Annotated in this window: 24 protein-coding genes; 5 read left to right on the top strand and 19 right to left on the bottom strand. The window is 41.3% G+C overall.

What is annotated here, in order from left to right; genetic code table 11:
• Positions 1 to 159: 159 nt before the first annotated feature.
• The 4 genes from hemG to pepQ are packed head-to-tail and all read right to left on the bottom strand — an operon-like array spanning position 160 to position 4,163.
• The gene (gene hemG, locus AC4IFO_RS19145; RefSeq protein ID WP_490736814.1) at positions 160 to 684 is read right to left on the bottom strand and encodes a menaquinone-dependent protoporphyrinogen IX dehydrogenase; all 525 of its coding nucleotides are present in this window, start codon (positions 682 to 684) and stop codon (positions 160 to 162) included.
• Between the two features lie 50 nt (positions 685 to 734).
• Positions 735 to 2,186, bottom strand: coding sequence for a Trk system potassium transporter TrkH (trkH, locus tag AC4IFO_RS19140; RefSeq protein WP_490736812.1), 1,452 nt, complete (start codon positions 2,184 to 2,186; stop codon positions 735 to 737).
• Positions 2,187 to 2,214: 28 nt separating this feature from the next.
• Complete coding sequence (locus AC4IFO_RS19135; RefSeq protein ID WP_490736810.1) at positions 2,215 to 2,829, bottom strand: IMPACT family protein; 615 nt, start codon at positions 2,827 to 2,829, stop codon at positions 2,215 to 2,217.
• Positions 2,829 to 4,163, bottom strand: a complete 1,335-nt coding sequence (gene pepQ / locus AC4IFO_RS19130; RefSeq protein WP_490736808.1) for a Xaa-Pro dipeptidase — start codon at positions 4,161 to 4,163, stop codon at positions 2,829 to 2,831. The genes AC4IFO_RS19135 and pepQ overlap by 1 nt, the downstream gene beginning before the upstream one ends.
• Before the next feature lie 257 nt (positions 4,164 to 4,420).
• Here pepQ and fadB point away from each other — a divergent pair, with 257 nt between their 5' ends.
• The gene (fadB, locus tag AC4IFO_RS19125; RefSeq protein WP_490736806.1) at positions 4,421 to 6,613 is read left to right on the top strand and encodes a fatty acid oxidation complex subunit alpha FadB; all 2,193 of its coding nucleotides are present in this window, start codon (positions 4,421 to 4,423) and stop codon (positions 6,611 to 6,613) included.
• 4 nt (positions 6,614 to 6,617) lie between these two features.
• Complete coding sequence (gene fadA, locus AC4IFO_RS19120; protein WP_490736804.1) at positions 6,618 to 7,784, top strand: acetyl-CoA C-acyltransferase FadA; 1,167 nt, start codon at positions 6,618 to 6,620, stop codon at positions 7,782 to 7,784.
• 201 nt (positions 7,785 to 7,985) lie between these two features.
• Here fadA and fre read toward each other — a convergent pair whose 3' ends face one another.
• The 3 genes from fre to pepE form a co-directional block, all read right to left on the bottom strand.
• A complete protein-coding gene (fre, locus tag AC4IFO_RS19115; protein ID WP_490736802.1) occupies positions 7,986 to 8,687 on the bottom strand; it encodes an NAD(P)H-flavin reductase in 702 nt (233 codons plus the stop codon).
• Positions 8,688 to 8,697: 10 nt separating this feature from the next.
• A complete protein-coding gene (gene ubiD / locus AC4IFO_RS19110) occupies positions 8,698 to 10,170 on the bottom strand; it encodes a 4-hydroxy-3-polyprenylbenzoate decarboxylase (protein WP_490736800.1) in 1,473 nt (490 codons plus the stop codon).
• Positions 10,171 to 10,281: 111 nt separating this feature from the next.
• On the bottom strand, positions 10,282 to 11,007 hold the full coding sequence (gene pepE / locus AC4IFO_RS19105; protein ID WP_490736798.1) for a dipeptidase PepE: 726 nt from the start codon (positions 11,005 to 11,007) through the stop codon (positions 10,282 to 10,284).
• 163 nt (positions 11,008 to 11,170) lie between these two features.
• On the opposite strand from pepE, the gene rfaH reads away from it, so the two are divergent.
• A complete protein-coding gene (gene rfaH, locus AC4IFO_RS19100) occupies positions 11,171 to 11,668 on the top strand; it encodes a transcription/translation regulatory transformer protein RfaH (protein WP_490736796.1) in 498 nt (165 codons plus the stop codon).
• A gap of 77 nt (positions 11,669 to 11,745) precedes the next feature.
• On the opposite strand, the gene tatC is transcribed toward rfaH, so the two are convergent.
• The 10 genes from tatC to udp all read right to left on the bottom strand — a co-directional run bounded on the left by tatC (position 11,746) and on the right by udp (position 20,532).
• Complete coding sequence (tatC, locus tag AC4IFO_RS19095) at positions 11,746 to 12,516, bottom strand: Sec-independent protein translocase subunit TatC (protein WP_219245601.1); 771 nt, start codon at positions 12,514 to 12,516, stop codon at positions 11,746 to 11,748.
• Positions 12,517 to 12,519: 3 nt separating this feature from the next.
• On the bottom strand, positions 12,520 to 13,080 hold the full coding sequence (gene tatB / locus AC4IFO_RS19090) for a Sec-independent protein translocase protein TatB (protein ID WP_490736793.1): 561 nt from the start codon (positions 13,078 to 13,080) through the stop codon (positions 12,520 to 12,522).
• 3 nt (positions 13,081 to 13,083) lie between these two features.
• Positions 13,084 to 13,365: a twin-arginine translocase TatA/TatE family subunit gene (gene tatA, locus AC4IFO_RS19085; protein WP_219245599.1), complete on the bottom strand. Its 282-nt coding sequence runs from the start codon at positions 13,363 to 13,365 to the stop codon at positions 13,084 to 13,086.
• A gap of 113 nt (positions 13,366 to 13,478) precedes the next feature.
• Positions 13,479 to 15,113: a ubiquinone biosynthesis regulatory protein kinase UbiB gene (ubiB, locus tag AC4IFO_RS19080; protein ID WP_490736791.1), complete on the bottom strand. Its 1,635-nt coding sequence runs from the start codon at positions 15,111 to 15,113 to the stop codon at positions 13,479 to 13,481.
• Positions 15,100 to 15,753 carry a ubiquinone biosynthesis accessory factor UbiJ gene (locus tag AC4IFO_RS19075; RefSeq protein WP_490736789.1) on the bottom strand — a complete coding sequence of 218 codons (654 nt, stop codon included), beginning with the start codon at positions 15,751 to 15,753 and terminating at the stop codon, positions 15,100 to 15,102. The genes ubiB and AC4IFO_RS19075 overlap by 14 nt, the downstream gene beginning before the upstream one ends.
• Position 15,754: 1 nt before the next feature.
• Entirely contained in the window at positions 15,755 to 16,510 is a 756-nt protein-coding gene (gene ubiE, locus AC4IFO_RS19070) for a bifunctional demethylmenaquinone methyltransferase/2-methoxy-6-polyprenyl-1,4-benzoquinol methylase UbiE (RefSeq protein ID WP_490736787.1), read from the bottom strand.
• Positions 16,511 to 16,584: 74 nt separating this feature from the next.
• On the bottom strand, positions 16,585 to 17,940 hold the full coding sequence (gene rmuC / locus AC4IFO_RS19065) for a DNA recombination protein RmuC (RefSeq protein ID WP_490736785.1): 1,356 nt from the start codon (positions 17,938 to 17,940) through the stop codon (positions 16,585 to 16,587).
• A gap of 107 nt (positions 17,941 to 18,047) precedes the next feature.
• Complete coding sequence (locus AC4IFO_RS19060; protein WP_353244240.1) at positions 18,048 to 18,578, bottom strand: DedA family protein; 531 nt, start codon at positions 18,576 to 18,578, stop codon at positions 18,048 to 18,050.
• 137 nt (positions 18,579 to 18,715) lie between these two features.
• Entirely contained in the window at positions 18,716 to 19,498 is a 783-nt protein-coding gene (locus AC4IFO_RS19055) for a tyrosine-protein phosphatase (protein WP_490736783.1), read from the bottom strand.
• Positions 19,499 to 19,773: 275 nt separating this feature from the next.
• Positions 19,774 to 20,532 carry a uridine phosphorylase gene (gene udp, locus AC4IFO_RS19050; RefSeq protein WP_353244238.1) on the bottom strand — a complete coding sequence of 253 codons (759 nt, stop codon included), beginning with the start codon at positions 20,530 to 20,532 and terminating at the stop codon, positions 19,774 to 19,776.
• A gap of 448 nt (positions 20,533 to 20,980) precedes the next feature.
• Between udp and AC4IFO_RS19045 the strand changes: the two genes are divergently transcribed.
• Positions 20,981 to 21,370 carry a YidB family protein gene (locus tag AC4IFO_RS19045; protein WP_490736781.1) on the top strand — a complete coding sequence of 130 codons (390 nt, stop codon included), beginning with the start codon at positions 20,981 to 20,983 and terminating at the stop codon, positions 21,368 to 21,370.
• Between the two features lie 62 nt (positions 21,371 to 21,432).
• On the opposite strand, the gene AC4IFO_RS19040 is transcribed toward AC4IFO_RS19045, so the two are convergent.
• Complete coding sequence (locus AC4IFO_RS19040; protein WP_490736779.1) at positions 21,433 to 21,759, bottom strand: ArsR/SmtB family transcription factor; 327 nt, start codon at positions 21,757 to 21,759, stop codon at positions 21,433 to 21,435.
• A gap of 263 nt (positions 21,760 to 22,022) precedes the next feature.
• Between AC4IFO_RS19040 and AC4IFO_RS19035 the strand changes: the two genes are divergently transcribed.
• On the top strand, positions 22,023 to 23,177 hold the full coding sequence (locus tag AC4IFO_RS19035; RefSeq protein ID WP_490736777.1) for an MFS transporter: 1,155 nt from the start codon (positions 22,023 to 22,025) through the stop codon (positions 23,175 to 23,177).
• A 42-nt stretch (positions 23,178 to 23,219) separates the two neighbouring features.
• Here the strand turns inward: AC4IFO_RS19035 and metE are convergent, their stop codons facing one another.
• Positions 23,220 to 25,499, bottom strand: a complete 2,280-nt coding sequence (gene metE / locus AC4IFO_RS19030) for a 5-methyltetrahydropteroyltriglutamate--homocysteine S-methyltransferase (protein WP_490736775.1) — start codon at positions 25,497 to 25,499, stop codon at positions 23,220 to 23,222.
• Between the last annotated feature and the right edge of the window lie 9 nt (positions 25,500 to 25,508).

The following is a 25,508-nucleotide window of genomic DNA, read 5'->3' as shown; positions in this document are numbered from 1 at the left end:
CAGTGTTCATCGCGCTTTGCGTTGTCTTGTTCCCGGTCAGTGGATGCGCATTATAGGGAGTCAGAAAAATCTGGCAACCCCTTTTTTGCATTTTTTTATTCAACAGCTGAATTATTAAACAAATCGTGTAAAAAAAGTATGTTCTGTTGAAAAAAGGGACTATAAGTTATCAAATTCAACTGCGAATTGTGAAACATTTGCCCAATTAGTGTATTCAATCTCTGTATTAGGATCAGTTGGCCCATCCGTCATTTTCATAATTAGACGGATCATCATTCTATCAAACCATTTATAACGTGGATAAAACAATGCACCAGCAAAAACAGACTTCAATGTTGGCTTCCAAGGACAGGCTTCTAAGAATTTACGTGTGTAAGCATTTGTCTCTACGGTATTCTTACCTTCTTTTCTTGCCGTAAGGTTTACAGCAAAAAAAGCACTCGCCATTGAATTCAATTGGCTTTGATGGGAAACAACGAAACGCTGAAGTTTTTTATTGAAATGCCCATAACGGATAGAAGCTCCCACCAAAACCTTATCATAAGCAGCTAAATTAAAACTTTGCTCTGTATTTAAGTCACGAATATCGCACTCTCTGCCTAAGCTCCGCAATTGCTCCGCCATTTTCAAAACAATTTTTTTAGTCTGCCCATCAGTGCTGGAGTGTAGAAGTAAATAGCTCATTATCGTTCCTAGATTTTTATCATTTCTATATATAACAAAATTGTACTGAATTACTCACGCCAAAACGTTGGGGTCAGTAACACTAATAAGGTAAACACTTCTAAACGGCCAAATAACATGGTAACAACTAAAATCCATTTACCAGCAGGATTCATGCTCGTGAAGTTGTCCGCTACAGTCCCTAACCCTGGCCCTAAATTGTTCAATGTAGTGGCAATCGCCGAAAACGCTGAAAACTCATCAACGCCCGTTGCGATTAACAATAATAAACTAACCACAAAAACTAACGCATATGCAGAAAAGAACCCCCAAACCGCTTCAATGATGCGCTCTGGAAGTGCCCTCTGCCCTAGCTTGATAGTGTAAACTGCATTTGGGTGAACAAGCCGTTTTAATTCTCGGGAACCTTGTAAGAACAATAATAAGATACGGATAACTTTTAACCCGCCCCCAGTTGAACCAGCACATCCACCAACAAACGCCGCACACAATAAAAGCATCGGTAAAAATAGCGGCCAGCCAGAGAAACTATCTGTCGTAAACCCAGCCGTTGTGGCCATCGATACGACTTGGAAAAAGGCTTGATCAAGCGTTTGACCAAAACCACCATATACAGAGTGGTACATCAATACCGCAGTACAAACCACCACTAAAACAAATTGGAAGCTGATAAACATTCTAAATTCAGGGTCGCGCCAATAAATCCCAAGGCTTCGCCCAGTTAAAACCGCAAAGTGCAAACCAAAGTTACACCCTGATATGATGAGGAATACCCCGATAATGGTATTAATTGCTGGACTATTAAAATAACCGACGCTCGCGTCATGGGTAGAAAACCCGCCAATGGCTATCGTCGAAAAACTGTGAGAAATGGCATCAAACACATCCATCCCGGCTATCCATAATGCTATTGCACAGGCAATAGTCAATAACACATAAATAAGCCACAAGGTTTTTGCTGTTTCTGCAATTCTGGGGCGCATTTTGTTGTCTTTCAATGGCCCCGGCATTTCCGCACGGTAGAGCTGCATTCCCCCAACACCTAACAGCGGAAGGATAGCAACTGCCAACACAATGATCCCCATCCCCCCAAGCCACTGTAGCATTTGCCGATAAAACAAAATCGCTTTAGGTAAAGAATCAAGCCCCGTTAGCGTTGTTGCGCCTGTCGTGGTTAAGCCAGAAAAGGATTCAAAAAAGGCATCTGTAACAGAAAGATTCGGCTTTTCAGAAAAGATAAACGGTAATGCTCCTACGCTACCAAGTACAGTCCAAAATAAGACAACAATCAGGAAGCCTTCTTTTGCTTTTAATTCGTGTTTACTGTTGCGCGTAGGTAGCCATAAAAACAAGCCAATTAATAGCGCCGTCACAAATGTCTGACTGAAGGCGCGCCCCGCTCCATCACGGTAAATTAACGCGACAATACCTGGAATAACCATGGTAAAAGAAAAAATGATGACAAGCAGCCCGACAATACGGGTTATTGCACGAAAATGCATTCGGCAGGTTCCTTGCTAAAGCGGTTGACTATTCAGATTCTGGTGTGAGCGTTAAAGCACCACGGCTTATATCGCGTAATCTATCATTGACCTCCTGCTCAAGGGTAGCAGGAATTGCAATTTGCAAAGCGACAGCTTCATTATAATCACTGTGCAAAATCACGCCATTGACCTGAGCAAGTAGCAGCTCTATTGCATTAATCAGCGAATAATCACACACTAAATTAAACACTTTTTGTGGGACTTTGGTTTGAGTCGGTAATATTTTCAACGCTTGTTGCGCACCGTTACCATAGGCTTTTACCAATCCGCCTGTTCCCAATTTGATCCCACCAAAATAGCGCACAACAACGCAGGTGACCTCACCTAATTGGCTTCCTAACAGTTGCGCCATAATAGGTTTGCCTGCCGTTCCTGTTGGTTCTCCGTCATCAGAAAAGCCCAATTGCTGAGAATCATCAGGGCGGCCAGCGACAAATGCCCAGCAATGGTGCCGGGCATCGGGGTATTGCGCTTTAATCGATTGAATATAATCTTTTGCCGCATCAATACCCTCGGTATGAGCTAAATAAGTAATAAATCGGCTTTTCTTTATTTCTTCGGTAAAAGAAATCGTTTCTGCCGGTATTAAATAAGGTTTCATTAACGTAAATGCAGGTCTCGAGTCATATTTTCAATACGATTCGCATGGATCACGATATTGTCTTCGATGCGAATACCGCCGTATGGCTTAAAGAACTCAATTTTATCCCAATTAAAATGCTGACTAAACTCACCCGTTCTCCACGATGAAAGCAGTGATTCAATGAAGTAAAGGCCCGGCTCAATAGTTAACACCATTTTAGGCTCTAGAACCCGAGTGCAACGCAAGAAAGGATACATTTTTGGTGCCGCAAGGTGTGTTCCGCTATCATCTTGCATAAAGCCAGCCGCATCATGAACTTGCAGACCTAATGGATGCCCTAAACCATGAGGTAAAAATGGTGTTGTTAAACCATTCTCGACCATTGATTCTTCGCTAATACCATTAATAATGTCATGTTTCGCAAGAATTTTGGCTATACGGTGATGCATATCTACGTGGTAATCAGTATAACGGACACCCGGTTTAATGGTATCAATGAGAGAAAGCTGTTCTTTGTTTACATCTGCGACCAATTCAGCAAATTCATCTTTGCCTTTTGCTGCATATGTTCTCGTGATATCAGCAGCGTAACCGTTATATTCAGCCCCTGCATCAATCAAGAAACTCCGCAATTCAGCAGGAACGGATTGCTGTAATTTAGTGTAATGGAGCACCGCTGCATTTTCATTTAACGCAACAATATTGCCATACGGTACGTTAGTATCGCGGTGGCCTGTTGATTGTAAATAGCTGACATTAATATCAAACTCACTCATTCCTGCACGGAATGCTTCCAATGCGGCAAGGTGGCCATTTACCGCCATTTTTTGCGCTTCACGCATACAATACAGCTCATAGTCCGTTTTATAGGCGCGATGGAAATGGTAATAGTCTAGAACTGGCTTCGGATTGATATTATTTAATGAGATGCCTAAAGATTCGGCCCTTGCCGCTGCTGAACCAATATAAGCAACATTCTCTTTTGGTAAGCTAGCAAGAAACCCTTTGATATCATCAGCATTTTTTAAATGAATCAGTTCGACATCTTTCGTCCAAAAGCCATTTGGTAATGGCTCAACACTGTGCCAATAATCAACGGGTGAGTAAAACCATAATTTAGGCTTATTAACGCCATCGACTAATAACCAAGAATGGGGAACATCGGTAACAGGAACCCAAGCTTTAAAGTGTGGATTAACCTTAAATGGGTAGTCACTATCATCAAGAAAGACGCGAAGTGGTTCACCCGAATGAATCAATATGGCATCTAATTTGCTGCGCTGTAAGACTTGCTGAGTTCTGTTTTGTAACGTTTTAATATGATCAGCGTAGAGTGCAGTCAGTTTTTCCATTTCCTTCAACCTTTCAGCATTAATTAGAAAATCCAAGCTTATCACGTTCTGTTCTTAACGGATATGCACTCTGTTGCAAACCCACATTAATCTATTGATTAATAATTAAAATATCATTTCAAAGCAACATTATTTCACTTAATTGCTGTGACCAAGATTCCAGTTTTGTTATTAACCGTTTGCAATTAATTAACATTCTAGTCACACTCAAATCATCTGGTCATACCAGATAACTTTATCATATAAAGGAGAACAGAATGCTTTATCAAAGTGAAACAATCTATATTCAATGGTTGAAAAACGGTATTGCAGAACTGGTTTTTAACTCGCTAGGGCCAATCAATAAATTGGATACCCACACCGTTGCTTCACTGGATGAAGCTGTGTCTGTTCTTGAGCAACAATCTGATCTGCAAGGTGTTATTTTCCGCTCTGATAAACCAGCTTTTATCGTTGGCGCCGATATCAAAGAATTTCTCTCATTATTTGAAGCACCAAAAGAAACCCTCAGTGAATGGCTACAATACGCTAATAGCATATTTAATCGCATTGAAGATCTCCCCGTTCCGACGATTTGTGCAATCAATGGCTATGCGCTTGGCGGAGGCTGTGAGTGTATTTTATCGACAGATTTTCGTATTGCATCCCCTGATGCACGTATAGGCCTACCCGAAACAAAACTCGGTATCATGCCAGGATTTGGGGGCTCCGTTCGTTTACCAAGGCTAATTGGCTTAGATAGCGCGCTGGAAATTATTACGGCGGGTAAAGATGTCAGCGGGCCCCAAGCTCTCAAATTAGGTTTAGTTGATGCCGTAGTTGAAACTGAAAAACTACCGCAATCGGCTTTAGCCGTTATCGAATCAGCTATAGCTGGGAATATTAACTGGCAGAAGAAACGCCAGCCTAAACTAGCCCCTCTTCAATTAGGCCCACTTGAGCAAACCATGAGCTTTAATGTGGCAAAAGGCATGGTATATCAAGTCGCAGGAAAACATTACCCAGCCCCCATGGTGGCAGTCAATACCATCGAAAAAGCGGCAAATTGTACTCGTGATGAAGCATTAAAGCATGAAACAGCCGCTTTTGTTCCTCTCGCCCACAGTGATGTTGCCCGCGCATTAGTAAGTATTTTTCTTAATGATCAACATATTAAATCTAATAGCAAAAAGCTTGCTCAAAATGTTAAAACACCAACACAAGCTGCCGTTTTAGGTGCTGGTATTATGGGAGGCGGTATTGCCTACCAATCAGCCAGTAAAGGCGTCCCTGTTTTGATGAAAGATATCAATGAGAAATCTTTAGACCTCGGTATCGAAGAAGCACAAAAACTGCTGAATAACCAATTTGAGCGAGGGCGGATTAGCGCAGCTAAAATGGCAACAACTTTAGCTGCGATTCATCCATCACTTTCTTATAGTGGCATTGAGAATAGCCAAATCATTGTCGAAGCAGTCGTTGAAAATCCTAAAATAAAAGCCGCAGTTTTATCTGAAGTGGAATCACTTGTTTCACCTGAGACGATATTGGCCTCTAACACTTCAACAATTCCAATTTCCATATTGGCCAAGTCACTAAAACGTCCTGAAAAATTCTGTGGAATGCATTTCTTCAACCCTGTACACCGCATGCCATTAGTGGAAGTGATTCGTGGTGCACAAACATCTGACGATACAGTCGCACAAGTCGTTGCTTACGCAAATAAAATGGGTAAAACACCAATCGTGGTGAATGATTGCCCTGGTTTCTTTGTGAATCGCGTTCTATTTCCTTATTTTGCAGGTTTCAATTTGTTACTCCAAGACGGTGCTGATTTCAGAGAAATCGATAAAATCATGGAGAAAGAATTTGGCTGGCCAATGGGCCCAGCTTACTTACTTGATGTTGTTGGTATCGATACTGCCTTCCATGCCGAACAAGTGATGGCTCAAGGTTTCCCTGAGCGGATGAGTAAAATGGGTAAAAATGCAATTGATGTGATGTATGAACAGCAACGCTTTGGCCAAAAGAATGGAAAAGGTTTTTATCAATATGAAAAAGATAAAAAAGGAAAGCCTAAAAAAATTAATGACCCGCAAACCGATGAGCTACTGAATTCTATCTGCAAAGTTAAGCGTTCATTTACGAAAGAAGAGATTATCACTCGAATGATGGCTCCCATGATAAACGAAGTTGTTCGTTGTCTGGAGGAAGGCATTATTCAAAGTCCATCTGATGCTGATATTGCTCTGGTTTATGGTTTAGGTTTCCCACCATTTAGAGGGGGGGTGTTCTGCTATTTAGACACTCTCGGTAGCCAATCATACGTAAAAATGACGGATACATATGCATCATTAAGTCCGCTGTACCAAGCACCTGAAGGCTTAAAAGCAAAAGCGGCTACCAATGCTACCTATTACCCACAACCTCCTGTTGTGGCTATTGATCTCAAAAAAGTTGCGAGGGGTTAATTCTATGGAAAACGTCGTCATTATTGATGGAATACGCACACCAATGGGCCGTTCAAAGGGTGGAGTATTTCGCCATGTTAGAGCTGAAGACCTTTCTGCGCACCTTATGAATGCAATTTTTGAACGTAACCCTAATGCAAGTAAAAAAGATTTGAATGACATTATCTGGGGATGTGTGCAGCAAACATTAGAACAAGGTTTTAATATTGCAAAAAATGCCGCTTTATTAACTGATATTCCCCATACCGTACCCGCAGTCACGGTCAACCGCCTTTGTGGTTCATCAATGCAGGCGGTACATGATGCGAGCCGATTAATTATGACGGGTGATGCTAATTCAGTTTTAATTGGTGGTGTGGAACATATGGGTCACGTTCCTATGACACATGGCATCGACTTTAACCCAAAACTCACACTGAGAGTGGCTAAAGCCGCTGGAGCTATGGGGCTAACCGCAGAAATGCTAGCCAAAATGTACAAAATTAGCCGCGAAGAACAAGACGCCTTTGCGCTTAGGTCTCACCAACTTGCTGCTGCTGCCACAAAAAATGGCAAGTTCGCTAATGAGATCGTTGCTACTGAAGGGCATGATGCTGATGGGAATCTTATTTCCGTAAATTATGACGAAGTCATTCGTTTAGATGCAAGTCTCCAAGGCTTAGCTGCCCTTCGCCCTGCTTTTGATCCTGTGAGTGGCACAGTAACCGCTGGGAATTCATCTGCGTTATCAGATGGTGCATCCGCCATGTTACTCAGTAGCGAAAGCTATGCTAAGCAACATGGTATTAAACCGAGAGCGAAAGTTAGAGCAATGGCGGTTGTCGGTTGTGATCCTTCTATTATGGGCTTTGGCCCAGTGCCTGCGACTGAAATGGCGCTAAAACGAGCAGGTTTATCTTTAAATGATATTGATATTATTGAGTTAAATGAAGCATTCGCGGCTCAATCCATCGCATGTTTAAAAGGGTTAAATATCGCTGAAAGCCTTATTGATGAGAAAGTAAACCTAAACGGGGGGGCTATTGCGCTGGGTCATCCACTTGGTTGTTCTGGCGCACGGATCACAACTGCGCTACTGAATCAGCTAGAGCACAAAGATAAGCAATTTGGTTTAGCTACAATGTGTATTGGTTTTGGTCAGGGGATCGCCACAATTATTGAACGAGTTTAATGTCGCTTTTCGTAAAACGTTGCGTTTTTGTCGATGTTCCCGCCTAGTCAGGGGCGGGTTTTTTTACCTTTCTCTAACCTGATGACCTCGACAAGTTTTAGGGTTATAAACAACAGAAAGTGCGAAGATCCCTAGGAGTTATGTAATATAGGATAACAAAGGGAGCAGAGTGAAGCCCCCTACAATTTGTACTAGCGCAGATTAAATGAATTCATAAGCATCACCAAACAACCGTTCAGCTTTAGCTCCCCGCTCATTACAAAAACGATCTCTCGCACTTTTCGCCATCTCAAAACGACCTGCAATATAAATATCGTGCTCTGAAAGATCGCCAAAGTCTTCTAATACTGCACTAAGAACCGTTCCAGTTCTACCTCGCCACAATTCATCTGGCTGTTCAACAACAGGAACCACTTTTAAACTTGGATATTTTTCACTAAGAGCTTGAAGTTCACCAAGATCATATAAATGTTCTAACTGGCGCCCCCCCCAATAAAATGTGATATCCCGTTGAGGGTTTTCTGCTAAAGCTGCAAGCAATATTGAATGGGTGTAAGAGAACCCCGTCCCCCCTGCAATTAAAATCATTGGATTGTGGCTGTCTTCACGAAACCACGCTTTACCATGAGGAATGTCGATATCAATGCGTTGCTGATCTAAAATTCTATCCATTACCGCCATTGCATATAAATTAATTTCAGAAGCGCCAATATGCAATTCGATGGTACCTTTAGTGCAGAGAGTGGATGCCATTGAAAATGGTCGCTTATCACGCTCATCCATCACGACCATTAAATATTGCCCTGCTTTAAAATGAAAGGGACCATCTGGCAACAAGATAACCCGATAAACCGTATCCGTGATAGATTCGACAGATGTGACTTTACAGCTTAAAGTTGCCATGCTTTCCCTCTTATTTTTCAAAAATTTTCAATTGTTCCCAGATATCATCAATGCGAGATTTAACACTTTCAGTCATGACAATTGGGCGCCCCCACTCTCGGTCAGTTTCACCCGGCCACTTATTTGTTGCATCTAGCCCCATTTTTGAACCTAAACCCGATACTGGGGAAGCGAAATCAAGGTAGTCAATTGGGGTGTTTTCCATCATAACCGTATCCCGCGCGGGATCCATTCGTGTCGTGATCGCCCAAATCACATCTTTCCAGTCGCGTGCATTGATATCATCATCGCAAACAATAACAAATTTAGTGTACATGAATTGGCGCAGGTATGACCAGACTCCCATCATGACTCTTTTTGCATGTCCTGCATATTGCTTTTTCATTGTCACAACAGCTAAGCGATATGAGCAACCTTCAGGTGGTAAGTAAAAGTCGACAATTTCTGGGAATTGTTTTTGTAAAATTGGCACTAGAACTTCATTTAATGCTTCACCAAGTACCGCAGGTTCATCAGGCGGACGGCCTGTATATGTCGAATGATAAATTGCATCACGGCGTTGAGTCACGTGAGTGACGGTGAACACAGGGAAGTTATCGATTTCATTATAATAACCAGTGTGGTCACCATAAGGCCCTTCAGGTGCCATCTCACCGGGCTCAATATAGCCTTCGAGGATAATTTCTGCACCCGCAGGCACTTCAAGATCATTAGAAATACATTTAACAACTTCCGTTTTATTACCGCGCAATAAACCAGCAAAAGCATATTCAGATAAGGTGTCCGGGACGGGAGTAACCGCACCTAAAATTGTTGCAGGGTCAGCACCTAATGCTACAGCCACAGGGAATTTTTCACCTGGGTGCGCTTGGCACCATTCTTGGAAATCTAGCGCACCACCTCGATGAGATAGCCAGCGCATAATAACTTTATTTTTACCCAGAACTTGCTGGCGATAAATGCCAAGGTTTTGACGCTCTTTGTGAGGCCCTCTGGTGACAGTCAGCCCCCACGTAATGAGTGGCGCAGCATCTTCTGGCCAGCAGTGCATTACAGGAATTTTAGTCAGATCGACATCTTCACCAGCCCAAATTTGTTCTTGGCAAGGCGCAGAACTTAAGCGTTTAGCGGGCATATTCAGCACTTGCTTAAATTTAGGTAATTTATCGAATAAATCACGAAAACCTTTCGGAGGATCTGGCTCTTTCAGAAATGCCAATAATTTGCCAACATCATGGAGGGCTTTGATATCTTCTTGCCCCATTCCCATCGCAACTCGTTTGGTTGTCCCAAACAAATTACACAGAACAGGCATGTCGTAACCTTTTGGGTTTTCAAATAATAAGGCCGGTCCCCCTGCTCTTAGGGTGCGATCTGCAATTTCAGTCATTTCCAAATAAGGATCGACTTCCATTGTTATGCGTTTTAACTCGCCTTGCTTTTCCAGCTGCGCGATAAAATCTCTAAGGTCACGATATTTCATTATCTTCTTTACTATTACAGAGGGAGTCTCATTATAAGACGTCCGGCCAAGGTTACAAGTTACTGCTTAAATTACTTAAAAATCAATCTTTTTCTGGTTTAGTATACCATTTTACTGGCAATCAAAAGGGACTAACTTTTCTAATAATAATGTATCGTATTGTTCAGGGAATGTTTTGTTGTGCTGAAATAATTTAAAGCCTTCATTTTTTCCACTGAAGTAATGAATTTCGTTACCTTTAATTTGTAAGCCACTGCCTTCTCTAAGTGCAACAACCACTTCGTGAGGATTAATCACACAAAATTCTTGTAATCTTTCGTCACGGGTTTCCCCCATATGTCCAGAGATATGCGCATCAATATAATGAGGGTTAATTTGTAATGGAAATAGCCCCAGTGATGGCATGATCGCTGCATTACTCACTGGCATATCATTTGTTGTACGAATACTTGGAGTTGCCACATTACAACCCGCACTCCAACCAATATATGGCACGCCACGTTCTCTAACAGCGCGTTGAATTGCAACAATTAAACCATTTTCATGTAAGCACTTGTTTAACCACCACGTATTACCACCGCTAACAAGAATGCACTCTGCTTGTTCAATGGCCTCTACTGGGCTAGAAAAGTGCTCTATTGTTGTCACCTTTATGCCTAGCGCTTCTGAGAGTTGTTCTGCACGCTCATCATGAGAGCCCCGTAAAACAGCATACGGGACAAGAACGGCCGATTTAATATTTTTACGAGCAAGTGTTTCTTGAATACGAGGTAAAGCATAGCTTAGCCAAACAGGGTTTCCTGGCAACTTACCATTGCTCAACAAAAAGATATCCATTGTGTCTCCTACATACTTAGGTTCTAAATTACAATTATACACACCGCAGCTTAATGACTTTAGACTACAAGTATGAATAATATTGTGCAGAGGTTCATTAGTCACATTGTTCTGTTGTAATTTGTTATCATAAACATATTATTGTCATGTGAGATTCAAAAAAATGGAAAAATGGTATCTGGTTTATTGCAAACGAGGCCAAATTGAACGTGCTATTGAGCATTTAAATAGGCAAAGTGTGATTTGCATGACACCCATGACTGAGATGGAAAAAATTGTTAAGGGCAAAAGAATAACCGTGCAGGAAGCATTATTCCCTAACTATCTGTTTGTGAAGTTTGATCATAACGAAATTCATACCACAACGATTCAGTCTACTCGTGGTGTTAGTCATTTCATTCGTTTTGGTCAATTACCAACTGAAGTACCTGAAGAAGTTATTGAATTATTGCAGCAAGCACCTATTGGCCATGCTGCCGCGCCAGATCTCCCAAAATCAGGTGATATAGTCACAATTACTGAAGGTATTTTTGCAGGGGTTCAAGCAATTTTTGATGAACCTAATGGAGAGTATCGTTCAATTCTTCTGTTGAATATTCTCAACAAAAGCGTTCCAAAAGTGGTTGAAAATACGCAATTCAAGAAATCATCAGAGCTGTAGTTCGAGACAATAAAAAGCCCATATATAATGGGCTTTTTATTGTCAGTAAAATCAGAACCTCAATACTTTTATTAAGCTTAAGACTCTTCTTTTTCTTCGTCCTCTTCGCCTTCTTCCTGTCGTTTCCTTCCTTTACCTACATAGAAATTAGACAGTAAAACACCTAACTCAAAGAGTAAGTACATCGGAACCGCGAGTAGCGTTTGAGATAAAACATCTGGAGGCGTTAAGAACATCCCGACGATAAATGCCCCTACAAGAATATATGGGCGCTTACGTTTAAGTGACTCAGGAGTCGTGACCCCAGTCCAACACAGTAAAATAATGGCGATAGGTACTTCAAAAGCAGCACCAAAAGCCATAAATAAGGTCATAACGAAGCTGAGATACTTACTGATGTCAGGAATAAAGTTAACGCTATCTGGCGTTGTTTTAACAAAGAAGCCAAATGCTAATGGGAAGACGACAAAATAAGCAAATGCCATTCCAAGATAAAACAAGAAGCTACTTGAAACCAGCAGAGGTAACATCAACTTACGCTCGTGCTTATATAGTGCAGGTGCAATAAATGCCCAGATTTGATAAAGAATAACAGGAATCGATACAAAAACCGAAACCATCATTGTTAATTTAATCGGGGTAAAAAATGTTGATGCCACATCAGTCGCACTCATTTGCGAACCCACAGGCAGCTTATCAATCAAAGGGGCCGCAACGAGCCGATAAATATCATTTGAAAAATAAGCGAGTGCTGCAAAGACAATTAAAACTGTAATTAAACAGTTTAATAGCCGTTTGCGAAGTTCAATGAGGTGGCTAATAAGTGGTTGTGTATCATTTACAGCCATGTGTTATTTTTCACTTTCGGTTTGATTAGAGTTTTTTGCTTTAGTATCTTGCGGATCTGTTGTTTCTAAAACGACTGGCTCTTCAGTTTTTGCTGATTCCTCAGTTTTTACTTCCTCAACAACAGCAGCCATTTTAGCCGCATACTCTGGATCTGGATCCGATTCCTGCGCCTGTTCAGGGCTGTTTTTCGCATCTTTGACAGCTGTATCATAGCTATCAGTGATTTCTTTAGCTTTGTTTAACTCTGTTTCAATATCATTTGTTGTTGCTTGATAACCGCTTTTTAACGACTGAGCCGCTGTGCGCAGTTCTTCCATAGACTGCTTTAGTTCCGGTGAAAGCGCTTCTAAATTAGCTTTCTCCTCAACCTTTTTCAGCGTCTCTTGCAGTTCCTGCAATTTCAGCTCTTGCGATAACTCATTTTGTACATTAGCAGCCATCGAGCGCATGGCACGGATCCACCCAGCGACAGTTCTCACTGCCACAGGTAAGCGCTCGGGGCCTAAAACAACAAGACCAATTACAGCAACAAGCAACAGTTCACTAAAACCTATGTCAAACACGGTTTAACCCTGCTCTTTGTTTTTGCTCTCAACTGGGCTTTCTTTTTTCTCAGCAGCCTGTTGTTCAGTAATATTTTTGGTAGCAAAATCAGCATCTTGCTTTTCTTGTTCTGCTTTCGCTTTTTCGTCATCGCTCATCGCTTTTTTAAAGCCTTTGAGTGATTCACCTAAATCAGAACCTAAAGAACGTAATTTTTTGGTGCCGAAAATTAAAATAATAAGCAAAGCAATAATAATTAGTTGCCAAGGACTACCAAAAGCAGCCATTGCAATAGTTGATTCCATTGTTAATACCTCTATAGTTTTGGGATCAAGTGTTATTAGGTCTATTATATACAACCAACACAAAATACGGAAATGTTCACAGCCTCATAAACTTGTCGCAAAACAAAGTTTACTTAATTTTCGCCTGCTTTACACCAACCAAACAACCAAGATAAAGCGCCCGCAGCCATAAATACTGCAGAAAGGCGTGTTAAATCAGAAATAAAGAATAAACTACCACAAAGGATAAATGTAGCCCCTATTCCTAATAGATATTGCGACTTGCGTTGTTTGCTTCGCTGATCTTTCAATTGCTGTGCTAGTTGTTCAATATTTGACTGCAAGTATTTGTGTTGTTTCAACGCACCATAAATTAAATCGGGTAGCTCAGGCATTTTTTCTGCCCAATAAGGTGCTTTTTCTTTTAGTGCCTGTGTAATTGCAGGTAAGCCAACTTGGCTATGCACCCAATCCTCTAAAAATGGTTTTGCTGTTTTCCATAAATCCAGTTGAGGATAGAGCTGCCGGCCTAGGCCTTCTACATACAGTAGTGTTTTTTGCAATAGTACTAACTGAGGCTGTACTTCCATATTAAAACGGCGTGCTGTGTTAAATAAATTCAGTAGTACATGACCAAAAGAAATTTCTGCCAGTGGTTTTTCAAAGATAGGCTCACACACAGTTCGAATGGCAAATTCAAAATCTTCCACATTCGTATCTTGTGGAACCCAACCAGAATCCACATGAAGCTCAGCGACTTTACGATAATCTCGATTGAAAAATGCGATAAAGTTTTCAGCCAAATAACGCTTGTCTTCTTTATTTAATGAACCGACGATGCCGCAGTCAATACCGATGTACAGCGGATCTTCAGGGTGTTCATAACTAACAAAAATATTCCCCGGGTGCATATCCGCATGGAAGAAGCTATCGCGAAATACTTGAGTGAAGAAGACTTTAACGCCACGCTCAGCTAACAGTTTCATATTAGTTCCCTGCGCTTTTAGTGCAGTAATATCTGAAACTGGGATCCCATAAATACGTTCCATTACCATGACATTTTCACGGCAATAATCAGGGTAAACTTCTGGGATATATAGCATAGAGCTGTTTTCAAAGTTGCGGCGCAGCTGGATAGCATTCGCCGATTCGCGCAAAAGATTCAGTTCATCAATCAATGTTTTTTCATATTCACGAACAACTTCTTTTGGTCGCAAACGACGCCCATCAGGTAACAATGGTACCCAGTTCGCGATGCGGTACATTAATTTAATGTCAGCTTTGATTATGGGTAGAATATCTGGACGAATAACTTTGATAACAATGTCTTTGCCATTTTCTTTTAACGTAGCTGTATGAACTTGAGCAATAGAGGCTGAGGCAAGTGCTTGCTCATCAAAATCATCGAACCATTGCTCAAGCGGCCCACCTAAAGACTCTTCAATATAACCACGCGCTAATTTACCATCAAAACTAGCAACTTTGTCTTGTAATAGAGAAAGTTGGTCTGCGATTGCAGGAGGGAAGAGATCTCGACGCGTCGATAACATTTGCCCAAATTTGATCCAGACAGGACCTAATTCTTGCAATGCAAGGCGCAGCCTTTCACCTAAACTTTTGTCTTTATGTTTATTTCTGATCCAAAAAAAACCTAAGCGGCCAATTCGAAGCGGTAGCGTAAGTTTAATTTTGGGGATTAACTCATCTAATCCGTAAGAGAGAAAAACCCGAACAATGAAGTAAAGTCGTTTTAATTCACCGGGTGTCATTCTTCTCCTCCAGCTGGCTTAGACGTTGTTCCAGCATACTCATCGCGCTATCAATTTGCTCAACTTCATCACTAAAGTGGGCAAGTTCGAGTTGGCTCGGTGCCATTTTCCACTCTTCAATCAGTGCGTCTTTTACATAAGTCTTTTGGCGCTTGACCAAATGAGATGCAAGGCAAACACCTTTATTCAGCAGCTTACTTAGCCCTTCAGCGGCAACATCACCAATATAAGGGGATAGATAATGAGCAGGGTTCCAAATCGCCAAATCTAACAAAGAGGACCAATGTTGGACAATCTGCATATCCCCTTCAATCACGATATCACCACGATTGATGAGTTGAGATAGCTGCTGCTTATCTTTAAGCTTCACTAACGTAAACAATGACGTTTTAATGGTGCAATCTGCCGCTTCAGTCCATTCACTCAGTACATCAACATGATTTTCAGCAAAAATCAGAGTCAGTGTTTTATTGAGCTCTTTTAGTTCAATGGACATCACTTTGCCTGCCAAACGCATTCTTGCAGGCTGCAACACTTTTTCTTTAAACAGCATATGATTAAGAGAGGTTTCCATCATTGCTGTTATTAAAGAATACAAAACAGTATGTTGAGTTTCGCTATGTGCTGATGGTGCTTCCATCTTAGAATTTAAATCCTTTATGCAATGCAACAATACCACCAGTCATATTGGTATAAGATACCTGTTCAAACCCTGCATTTTCCATCATCCCTTTCAAGGTTTCTTGATTAGGGTGCATGCGGATTGACTCAGCTAAATAGCGGTAGCTATCTGGGTCGTTGACGATAGCTTGACCAATACGCGGTAAAATATGGAAAGAATAAGCATCATAGGCTTTATTCAGTGGTTCAATGACAGGTTTTGAAAATTCTAATACCAACAAACGGCCACCTGGCTTTAACACGCGGAACATTGAACGCAATGCTTTATCTTTATCCGTCACGTTACGCAGGCCAAAAGAAATGGTAATGCAATCAAAATAGTTGTCTGGGAATGGGAGTTCTTCCGCATTGGCCTGAACATAATTAACGTTACCGACAATGCCTAGGTCACGTAATTTTTCGCGTCCCATTTTTAGCATAGAATCGTTAATATCTGCCAGAACGACTTCCCCTTTTTCACCGACTAAACGTGAAAATTTCGCGGTTAAGTCACCGGTTCCACCAGCAAGGTCCAATACACGCTGATTACGGCGTACACCACTTGCTTCAATCGTGAAACGTTTCCAGATACGATGAATACCGAATGACATCAGGTCATTCATTAAGTCATATTTTGATGCTACAGAGTGAAATACATTCGCTACTAAGCCAGCTTTATCCTCTTTGCCGACAGTGCGGAAACCAAAATCGATGGTTTCTTTAGTTGGTTCAGTCATTTCTCTTATGCCTGCTTATAATTCAAACTTTGTAGGAAGTGTAACAGCCTTTGAGGTAAAACCCTATCAGAAGTCTACGATTCCGCACAATTAGGCGAATCCGACCGCTCAACAAGTTGAGGCTCAATAGGTTGTTTTATCTCTACCCCTAGCTCCTTAAAACTTTCCGCTTGGCTAATTAAATTGCCTCGCCCTTGAGCAAGACGTTTCATCGCCGAATGGTAAGTATTATTCGCTTTATCAAGGCTGGAGCCTAAAACTTGCATATCATCCACAAATAAACGCAGCTTGTCGTACATTTTTGCTGCTTTATCCGCAATTTCTTGGGCATTTTGCCCTTGCCGCTCATAGCGCCATATATTATTAATTGTTCGAACCGCCACTAGCAAGGTGGATGGGCAAACTAACATGATATTTTGCCTTATCCCCTCATCAAGTAACTCAGGTGCTTCTTTCAACGCTAGCAAATAGGCTGGTTCAATAGGAATAAACATTAAAACGTAATCTAACGAACGGATTCCCGGTAACTGATGATAATCCTTTCGGCTCAGCATTCGCATATGATTACGAATGGAAGCGACATGGTTTTTTAATGCTTGTTGTTGCTCATGTGGATCTTCACTATTGAAATAGTGCTCGTAAGACACCAAAGACATTTTCGCATCAACTACCACATCTTTGCCTTCTGGAAGATGGATAATGACATCAGGTTGATAGCGGCTATTATACCCCGTATTGATGCTAACTTGGGTTTCAAATTCACTGCCTTCGCGCAAACCAGAAACTTCTAAGATACGGGTTAGGATAGTTTCCCCCCAATTACCCTGTATTTTGTTATCCCCTTTTAGCGCACGCGTTAGGTTAACGGCCTCTTTGGTCATCTGATTGTTGAGTTGCTGCAACTGCCTAATTTCATAAGCTAGTGTATGCCTTTCTTTTGCTTCTTCACCAAAGCTTTGTTGAACTTGTTGGCGAAAGCCGTCTAATTGTTCACGAAATGGCGATAACATGGCTAATAAGCTTTTTTGCTGCTGTTCTGAGGCTCGACGTTCATTTTGCTCAAAAATACGATTCGCTAAGTTTTCAAACTGAGTCGTTAAGCGCTGCTCGCTGTTCTGTAAAATGCGCTGTTTTTCTTCATTAGCGAGTTGATTTTGCTCTAATCGAGTGATGACTTCACGTAATTCAGCCTCTTGCTCTCGATTAATATCACGTTGTGTACGAAGCTCTTGATCAAGCCTGTCATACTCCTCTTTCCACTGAGCAAGATGCACATTTTTTTCATCGCTGGCTGCAAGTTGACGGTAAGCCTGTTGCAGTTCTTGATCTTTATGCGTAATTTTTTGGGCAATAGAAAACCACGTCACTAAACCACCGACCAAAATGCCACTCAACGCACCAATAACAGCATATAAAAGAGAGGTATCCACGATTAAATCCTTACTTTACAAAATCTAGTGTAAGGTAATGGGATACTGTATAAGTGTCCAGAGGTAATTTCGTTTACAGCCGTTTATTTGCGAGCCGCTTCGCAAGCTTAGCCTATCCAGCTCGCAAACCATTTAAGGCCTAGCGCACCCGGCGCAAGGATGCCAAATGCCCAGATCATCGCAGAAGCAATGTTGGCAAGCTGGAAATGCCGTTGTGGCATCGCACAAATCCCTGCGACCAAAGGCACAACAGCTCTTAATGGCCCAAAAAAACGTCCAAAGAAAATTCCCCAAATACCCCAACGATCAAAAAACCGTTGCCCTTTATCAATCATCTGCGGGTTACGGGAAATTGGCCACATCTTGCGAACATTTTCTTTGTAATGGAAACCAAACCAATAAGAAAGCCAGTCACCAAAGAAGGCGCCTAATGCAGCGGCTAGCCAAATAGGCCAGAAGACGATATTACTCTCGCCAATTAAAGCCCCAAGCGCGAGCAAAATCACCGTTGCAGGTAAAAGGAGTGATAGAAAAGCGAGAGATTCACCAAATGCAAGAAAGAAAATAATTGGTAGCGCCCATACTTCATGTTCGCGAGTAAAGTCCGTCACAACGGTCACTATTTCATTGAGCGTCACAGCACATTCCTTTCATCAATGGTTTGATGTATTACAGTAGCGAAAAACTGATAAATCAAGATTAAACAAAACAATAAATTCAGCTTGGCTATGTGACAAAATCCTTAGTTACACAGCCTCAGCAAAATTAGTGCATATTATTCGAGGAAGTGTTGCTGTAATTCTTCACGCTGTTTTAAGCCTAGGCCAAAATCAGCTTCCAACCACTTATCCACATTACCATATTGTTTTTCAATACTTTTTAGAGCTGTTTGTAAGAACTCTTCACGAACTGAATACACATACTCAAACTTTTTCACCACACTTTCACTCATAGTTTTTGCGTGTTCTTCAAGTAGGTGCTTACGATAAGGCGCTAATGTTTCGTTAGTGAGTAAATAGTCTTCCATTACTGTGTCTAGGTCAGCACCTAACGCAAATAAAACCAGCGCCGAACCGACACCAGTACGGTCTTTCCCGACTGCACAGTGCTGAACAATCCCGCCTTTTTCTGGTTGTTGTAGCATACTCACCAGCTGATGGTATGCAGGGTTGTTCAGTGGTAATAATTCATACAAACGGAACATAAAGGCTTGTGGGTCAAACTGTTCTAATATCTCTGGCGTGAGTTTATCTAAGTTTGCGGTAACTTCTTTTGCTAATGGATTTGCTGGAGCATGGACATAATGCGCCCCTTGCCACACCACATCCGGCTTAGCAATAATTTCAACTTCATCGCGATAATCAATGATTTGAAAAAGATTTTGTGATTGTAAAACAGTTTCATCATCTTGCGTTAAGCGGTCTAATGCCCCAGAGCGAAACAGCACGCCTGGCTTGATTTTATTGCCATTTGATAGCTTTTTCCCGCCTAAATCACGGAAGTTAATACCACCTTTGAGTGGAAGGACGGAGGGGTGAAGATAAGGTGTTGTTGACATAATCATTCCTTTTGCCCACAGCACACGTTCAAGTTGCGAATAAAAAAGATGCAACCCAAACGATTAAAGGGCACATAATATTGATAATTGTTTTTATGACAATAACAGATCTAACGCATAAGAGGATCAGGATATTTTCTGGAAATTCATTACAAATTGTTAAAAATTTGACGGGGTTATATCTAGAGTGAATAACTTAGAAGCGAGACTAAGCCCGCCTATTGTCTTTCCACAACCGAGTGAATTTTTAAATAGGCGAGCCAGTAAATCATTGACTACGATAAGCGACGTGCTGCTTCAACAACAATACTTAGCACATTACCTTCTGTTTTCTTCAGTAATGTTTCATTTGGAATTTCTTGTTGTGTACGGTTAACAATAACTCCTGCAACCATGCCTGCACGTAGACCTTTACTGCTTGAGCACATGGTCAGTAACGTTGCTGATTCCATTTCATAGTTCATGACGCCCATATCTTGCCACTCTTTCATTGAGCCTCTGAAATGGCGCATAACACGGCCAGTATAGGTATCATAGCGCTCTTGACCTGGGTAGAAGGTATCTGAAGATGCTGTCACACCCACATGAACCGTTGCACCCGCATCTTTTGCCGCAGCAAATAATGCATTAGTACAGTCAAAATCAGCCACAGCTGGGTATTCAAGTGGTGCAAAGTGCTGGCTCGCACCATCTAAACGTACTGCACCTGTAGTGACTAATACATCACCCACATTAATATCTTCTTGGATTGCACCTGTTGTACCAATACGTAGGAAAGTACGGATCCCTAATTGTGCTAACTCTTCAACTGCAATAGAGGTAGATGGACCACCAATACCCGTTGAGCAAATAATGACGGCTTTACCGTCGAGCTCACCACGCCAAGAGGTATATTCACGCAATGACGCAAGATGCACAGGGTTATCCATCAGACGTGCAATTTTTTCAACACGGTTAGGATCCCCAGGAACAATCGCTACGGTTGCACCCTGTAAGTCACTTTTCTTTAAACCTAAGTGGAAAACGTCAGACATATCAAACTCCTTTACACAATGGCATCATTGAATTAATTAGCTGCTATTAATATAGCGATAAGCACAGGTCAATTTAGTGATGAGTATCTCTTTTAATGAAAACATCATCATTTTATTTTCAATAAAACGTGATTTTGATCACATTAAATACACCTTACAGCCAAACTCGGGCTAAGATGCAATCAGTATAGATGAATGTAGGCGATTATCGAAAATGTATTAAAGAGAACTTAATCTGCCCTCTTACTGATAAGTTACCTGATAATTTTGGACTAATAGCTTCCATTCAAAACATTTAAATTATGTTTTTATACATTTAGTTATCGACAATGCCTCATTTTCATTGACCTGAAAAATAAATTGATCAAAATAGCGACCTACAATTTTTCGAATAATGCTCCATACTATGAATGAGAGCATCAATTGGTATGTTACCTAGGAGTCAAAAATGGGGCTATTAGATCAAATGTTAGGCATGGTTGCAGGCGATAAAATGCAACAGTTTCAATCCGTTATTAAGTGGATTGAAAACCAAGGTGGTCTGTCTGGTGTCGTTGATAAATTTAACGAGCAAGGCTTAGGTGGCATTATTACTTCGTGGATTAGCGAAGGGGCAAATTTACCGATTGATGGAAGCCAATTAATGCAAATTTTTGGTAACGTTAATATTCAAGAGCTCGCGCAATCAGTGGGTTTAGATACACAATCAACGTCAGATTTAGTTGCTAAATATCTCCCTCAACTGGTTGATAGTGCAACACCAAATGGTGAACTTCCAGAGAGCCTTGACCTTGCTTCTATTGGCATGAATCTGTTGAAGTCAAAATTATTTGGTTAATTCAATAGCCAAATACACAGTAAAAGGTAGGTAACTCTACCTTTTATTTCATTGTGATCTGATTACAATTCTTGAATAAGTTCGGAAAATGCATTTAATGCTAACTCATTTCTCTTGAAATAGGTGTATTTACCTATTCTTGTCGGTATTAAAAAGCCTGCCTGTCCTAATATTTTGAGGTGTGATGACGCCGTCGGCTTCGAAATCAATAATTTTTCAGCAATGTACAACCCGCACACACCTTCATTTTGATCCCATTGCTCATCAGAAAAATACAATGAAGGTTCCTTCAGTAACGCAAGGATTTGAAGACGTTTATCATTAGCGAGTGCCGTTGATTTGATCAGCACGGATTCTAAATGTGGTGTATTTTCGACCTGTTTCATCATGGAACCTATTCATCTCTCTAAATAAGCAGTTGATTGCTCATCACTTCAATACCAATTAATAAAAATCAATAATTTTCTAAAATATGAATTAGTTACTTTAATTCAAACCTTTTCCATTCGCCAGAGGCTTGACTCGTTAATACAATTAGCTAATAATCTAATTGTTATCGATAACACGTTCAAGTGCCCTTTTTATCACTCAAAAAAACAGAGGTTAATTCAAGGTGCATCTTGGTATTATCAATTTGATTATTCAGTCTATTATGAAAATATATTTACTTGCAGCAATCAGTTTTTTGGTCGGAACCGCAGAATATATAATTGCGGGAATTTTAGACCAAATTTCTGTGGATTTACATTTATCCGTTTCAATGGTCGGGCAAATGATCACCATTTTTTCTATTGCTTTTGCCGTTGGTACACCTGCGATTATTGCAATTACAGGTAAATGGGATAGAAAGCAGCTACTTATCATCGCATTAATTATCTTTGCATTAGCCAATGTTGTTACTTTATGGATGGAAAGCTTTTTGGCAATCAACATTACACGCGCTATTTCAGGCGTCAGTGCAGGTGTCATTGAAGTCATCGCATTAGTTATTGCCGCCAAGTTAGCTGCACCAGAGAAAAAAGGCAGTGCGATAGCTATGATTATCATTGGCTTTAGCATGGCATTAGTGGTTGGTGTTCCACTCGGTCGCTTAATTTCTAGCGTTGTTAATTGGCGCTTTATTTTCCTTGGCATTGGTGTCTTAGCTATTTTGTTTTTGCTAGCAATTCTGTATGCCATCCCCGCAGTTCATGGTGACAAACCCGTTCCACTTACCCAGCAGTTTGCGGTTTTAAAAAACAAAAACATTGCGATTTTATTTGCAATCACTTTCTTGTGGATTAGCGCATTTTCCATTATTTACTCTTACATTTCACCCTACTTGCTGATGGTTTCCCATGTTAATGCTGATGAGATTAGCCAAATATTGCTGGTATGCGGCTTAGCCAGTTTAATTGGCTCCAAGATGGGGGGATGGGCAACCGATAAATTTAGTTATAGTACTGCGATTATTGGTGGATTTTTACTTCATGCGGGTGCATTGATTTTCTTAGCTTTACTTGGCTTTAGTATTAGTACGATTTACCTACTCCTGTTTGTCTGGTCAATGGCGGCGTGGTCTTCTGGACCTGCATTACAATATAAATTAATCAGTTTAGCCCCTGAATCAACAAATATTATTTTTAGCTTGTACACCGCATTTATTCAGTTTGGCATGGCATTTGGTGCAATTGCTGGAGGTCTTGTCATTGACCTTAATGCAATTCATATTTTACCTATTTTGGCAGCAGTAAACGTTTTAATCTCGCTCTCATTACTGTTTTTTGTGATGAAAATGAAAGATAGAAAACAATTAGTTGCCAACTAACTAAAAGATAAAAGGTAGGAAGCCCTACCTTTTATCATTAACTTAAGATGTATGCTCATTTCTTAGCAATTTCGCAGCTTCAACCATGTTGGCTAAAGCTTGGCGAGTTTCCGTCCAACCACGGGTTTTTAATCCACAATCTGGGTTGACCCATAAACGCTCAACAGGAACACGTTTTGCCGCTTTTCGGAGCAGTGCAACAATCCACTCTACGTTAGGTACATTTGGCGAGTGAATGTCGTACACACCCGGCCCAATTTCATTTGGATAGTCAAAATCTTCAAATGCATCCAATAAATCCATATCTGAGCGTGAGGTTTCAATGGTAATCACGTCTGCATCTAGCGCGGCAATCGAATCCATGATGTCATTGAACTCGCAATAACACATATGCGTATGAATTTGCGTGTCATCTTCAGCAATCGCGGCGCTCAGTTTAAAAGCATCGACAGCCCATGTTAAGTATGCCGCCCACTCATTCCTACGCAGTGGTAAGCCTTCACGTAACGCAGGTTCATCAATTTGAATGATACCAATACCCGCTTTTTGTAAATCATCCACCTCATCACGCAGCGCAAGTGCGATTTGTTTTGCGATGGTTTCACGGCTGACATCTTCACGTGGGAATGACCAGCACAAGATAGTGACAGGCCCCGTCAACATGCCTTTGACGGGTTTTTCCGTCAGTGATTGCGCATATTTAGCCCATTCAACGGTAATGGCCTCTGGACGGCTAATATCGCCGATAATCACTGGGGGCTTCACACAACGTGAGCCATAGCTTTGTACCCAACCATTTTGTGTAAATACATAACCATCAAAATGTTCGCCGAAATACTCGACCATGTCGTTACGTTCAGCTTCGCCGTGTACCAGCACGTCGATGTCCAAAATTTCTTGTTCTTTAATCGCCTGTTTGATGTGCTCGCTAATATTTGTCCGGTAATTGTTTTTATCCACATTACCTTTTTTAAAATCTAACCGTAATGTTCTGATTTCGCTGGTTTGTGGGAAAGAACCGATCGTGGTCGTTGGCCATAACGGTAAGTTGAAACGCTCACGCTGAAGCTGCGCACGTTGAGGATATGGGCTAGTACGTTCTGCATCCCCCTCACGAATTGCCGCTAAACGTTGCGCGACGGTGGCATTATTCACTCGCGTTGATGTTTTGCGGGCACGGATTGGTGCGCTGTATGTTTCTAACGATGCGATGTTTGTCTCTGTGGGTTGATTGAGTGCTTTACTCAGTAGGGCAAGCTCTTCACATTTTTGTAATGCAAACGCAAACCAGCTTTTCACTTCCGCATCTAAACGCGTTTCATCATTCAAATCAATGGGGCTGTGCAACAGTGAACAAGAGGTTCCCACCCACACTGAGCGCTGGCCTAGCAGCGGTTTTACTTGGGCAAATTTTTCACCCAGATCCGCTTTCCAGACATTACGACCATTAATCACGCCTAGTGATAAAACCCAGTCAGCAGGCAGCGCTTGGTGCAGCTTTTTAATATCATCTGACCCCGCCACAACATCTACATGCAAGCCCTGCACAGGTAATTGTTTGATGATATCTAAATGATGACTAATGCCATCAAAATACGTGGTAAGTAGTAGTTTTACTTGACCAGATAGCGCTTGATAGGTTGATTGGTAAGCCTGTTGCCATTCAACGGGTAAATCCAGCACTAATGCAGGTTCGTCAATTTGCACCCAATCAATGCCTTTTTCAGCTAAACGCGCCAATATTTGTTGGTAAACTGGCAATAATTCATTTAGCAGAGATAAACGATCGAATGATTCACCTTTGACCTTTCCTAACCATAGGTAGGTGATTGGCCCTACAATAACTGGCTTAATTTTGTGCCCTAATGCAAGTGCCTCATCAACTTCATCAAACAATTGATTCCAAGATAGGGCGAATTTTTGCCCTTTTTGGAACTCAGGCACAATGTAGTGGTAGTTCGTGTTAAACCACTTTGTCATTTCACCTGCTGGTGCGGGAGTTCCTGTTGGCGCACGACCACGGGCAACTCTGAATAAGGTATCTAAATCAATAGAACCATCTTTATTTTGATGGCGTGGTGGCACATTGCCTAATAATAAACTGGTTGTCAGAATTTGGTCATACCAAGCAAAATCACCAACGGGTAATAGTTCAACACCCGCATTTTTTTGCTGTTCCCAATGACGAACACGCAACTCATGACCCACAGCTAAAAGCGCAGATTGGTCAATCTTGCCTGCCCAATAATCTTCTTGTGCTCGTTTTAGCTCTCTTTTCAGACCGACGCGTGGAAAACCAAGTGTATGATTTATAACAGACATATTGACCCC

The sequence above is a fragment of the Providencia sp. UF-224 genome, from assembly GCF_058245955.1.
This window is presented reverse-complemented; position numbering and strand designations above follow the sequence as displayed.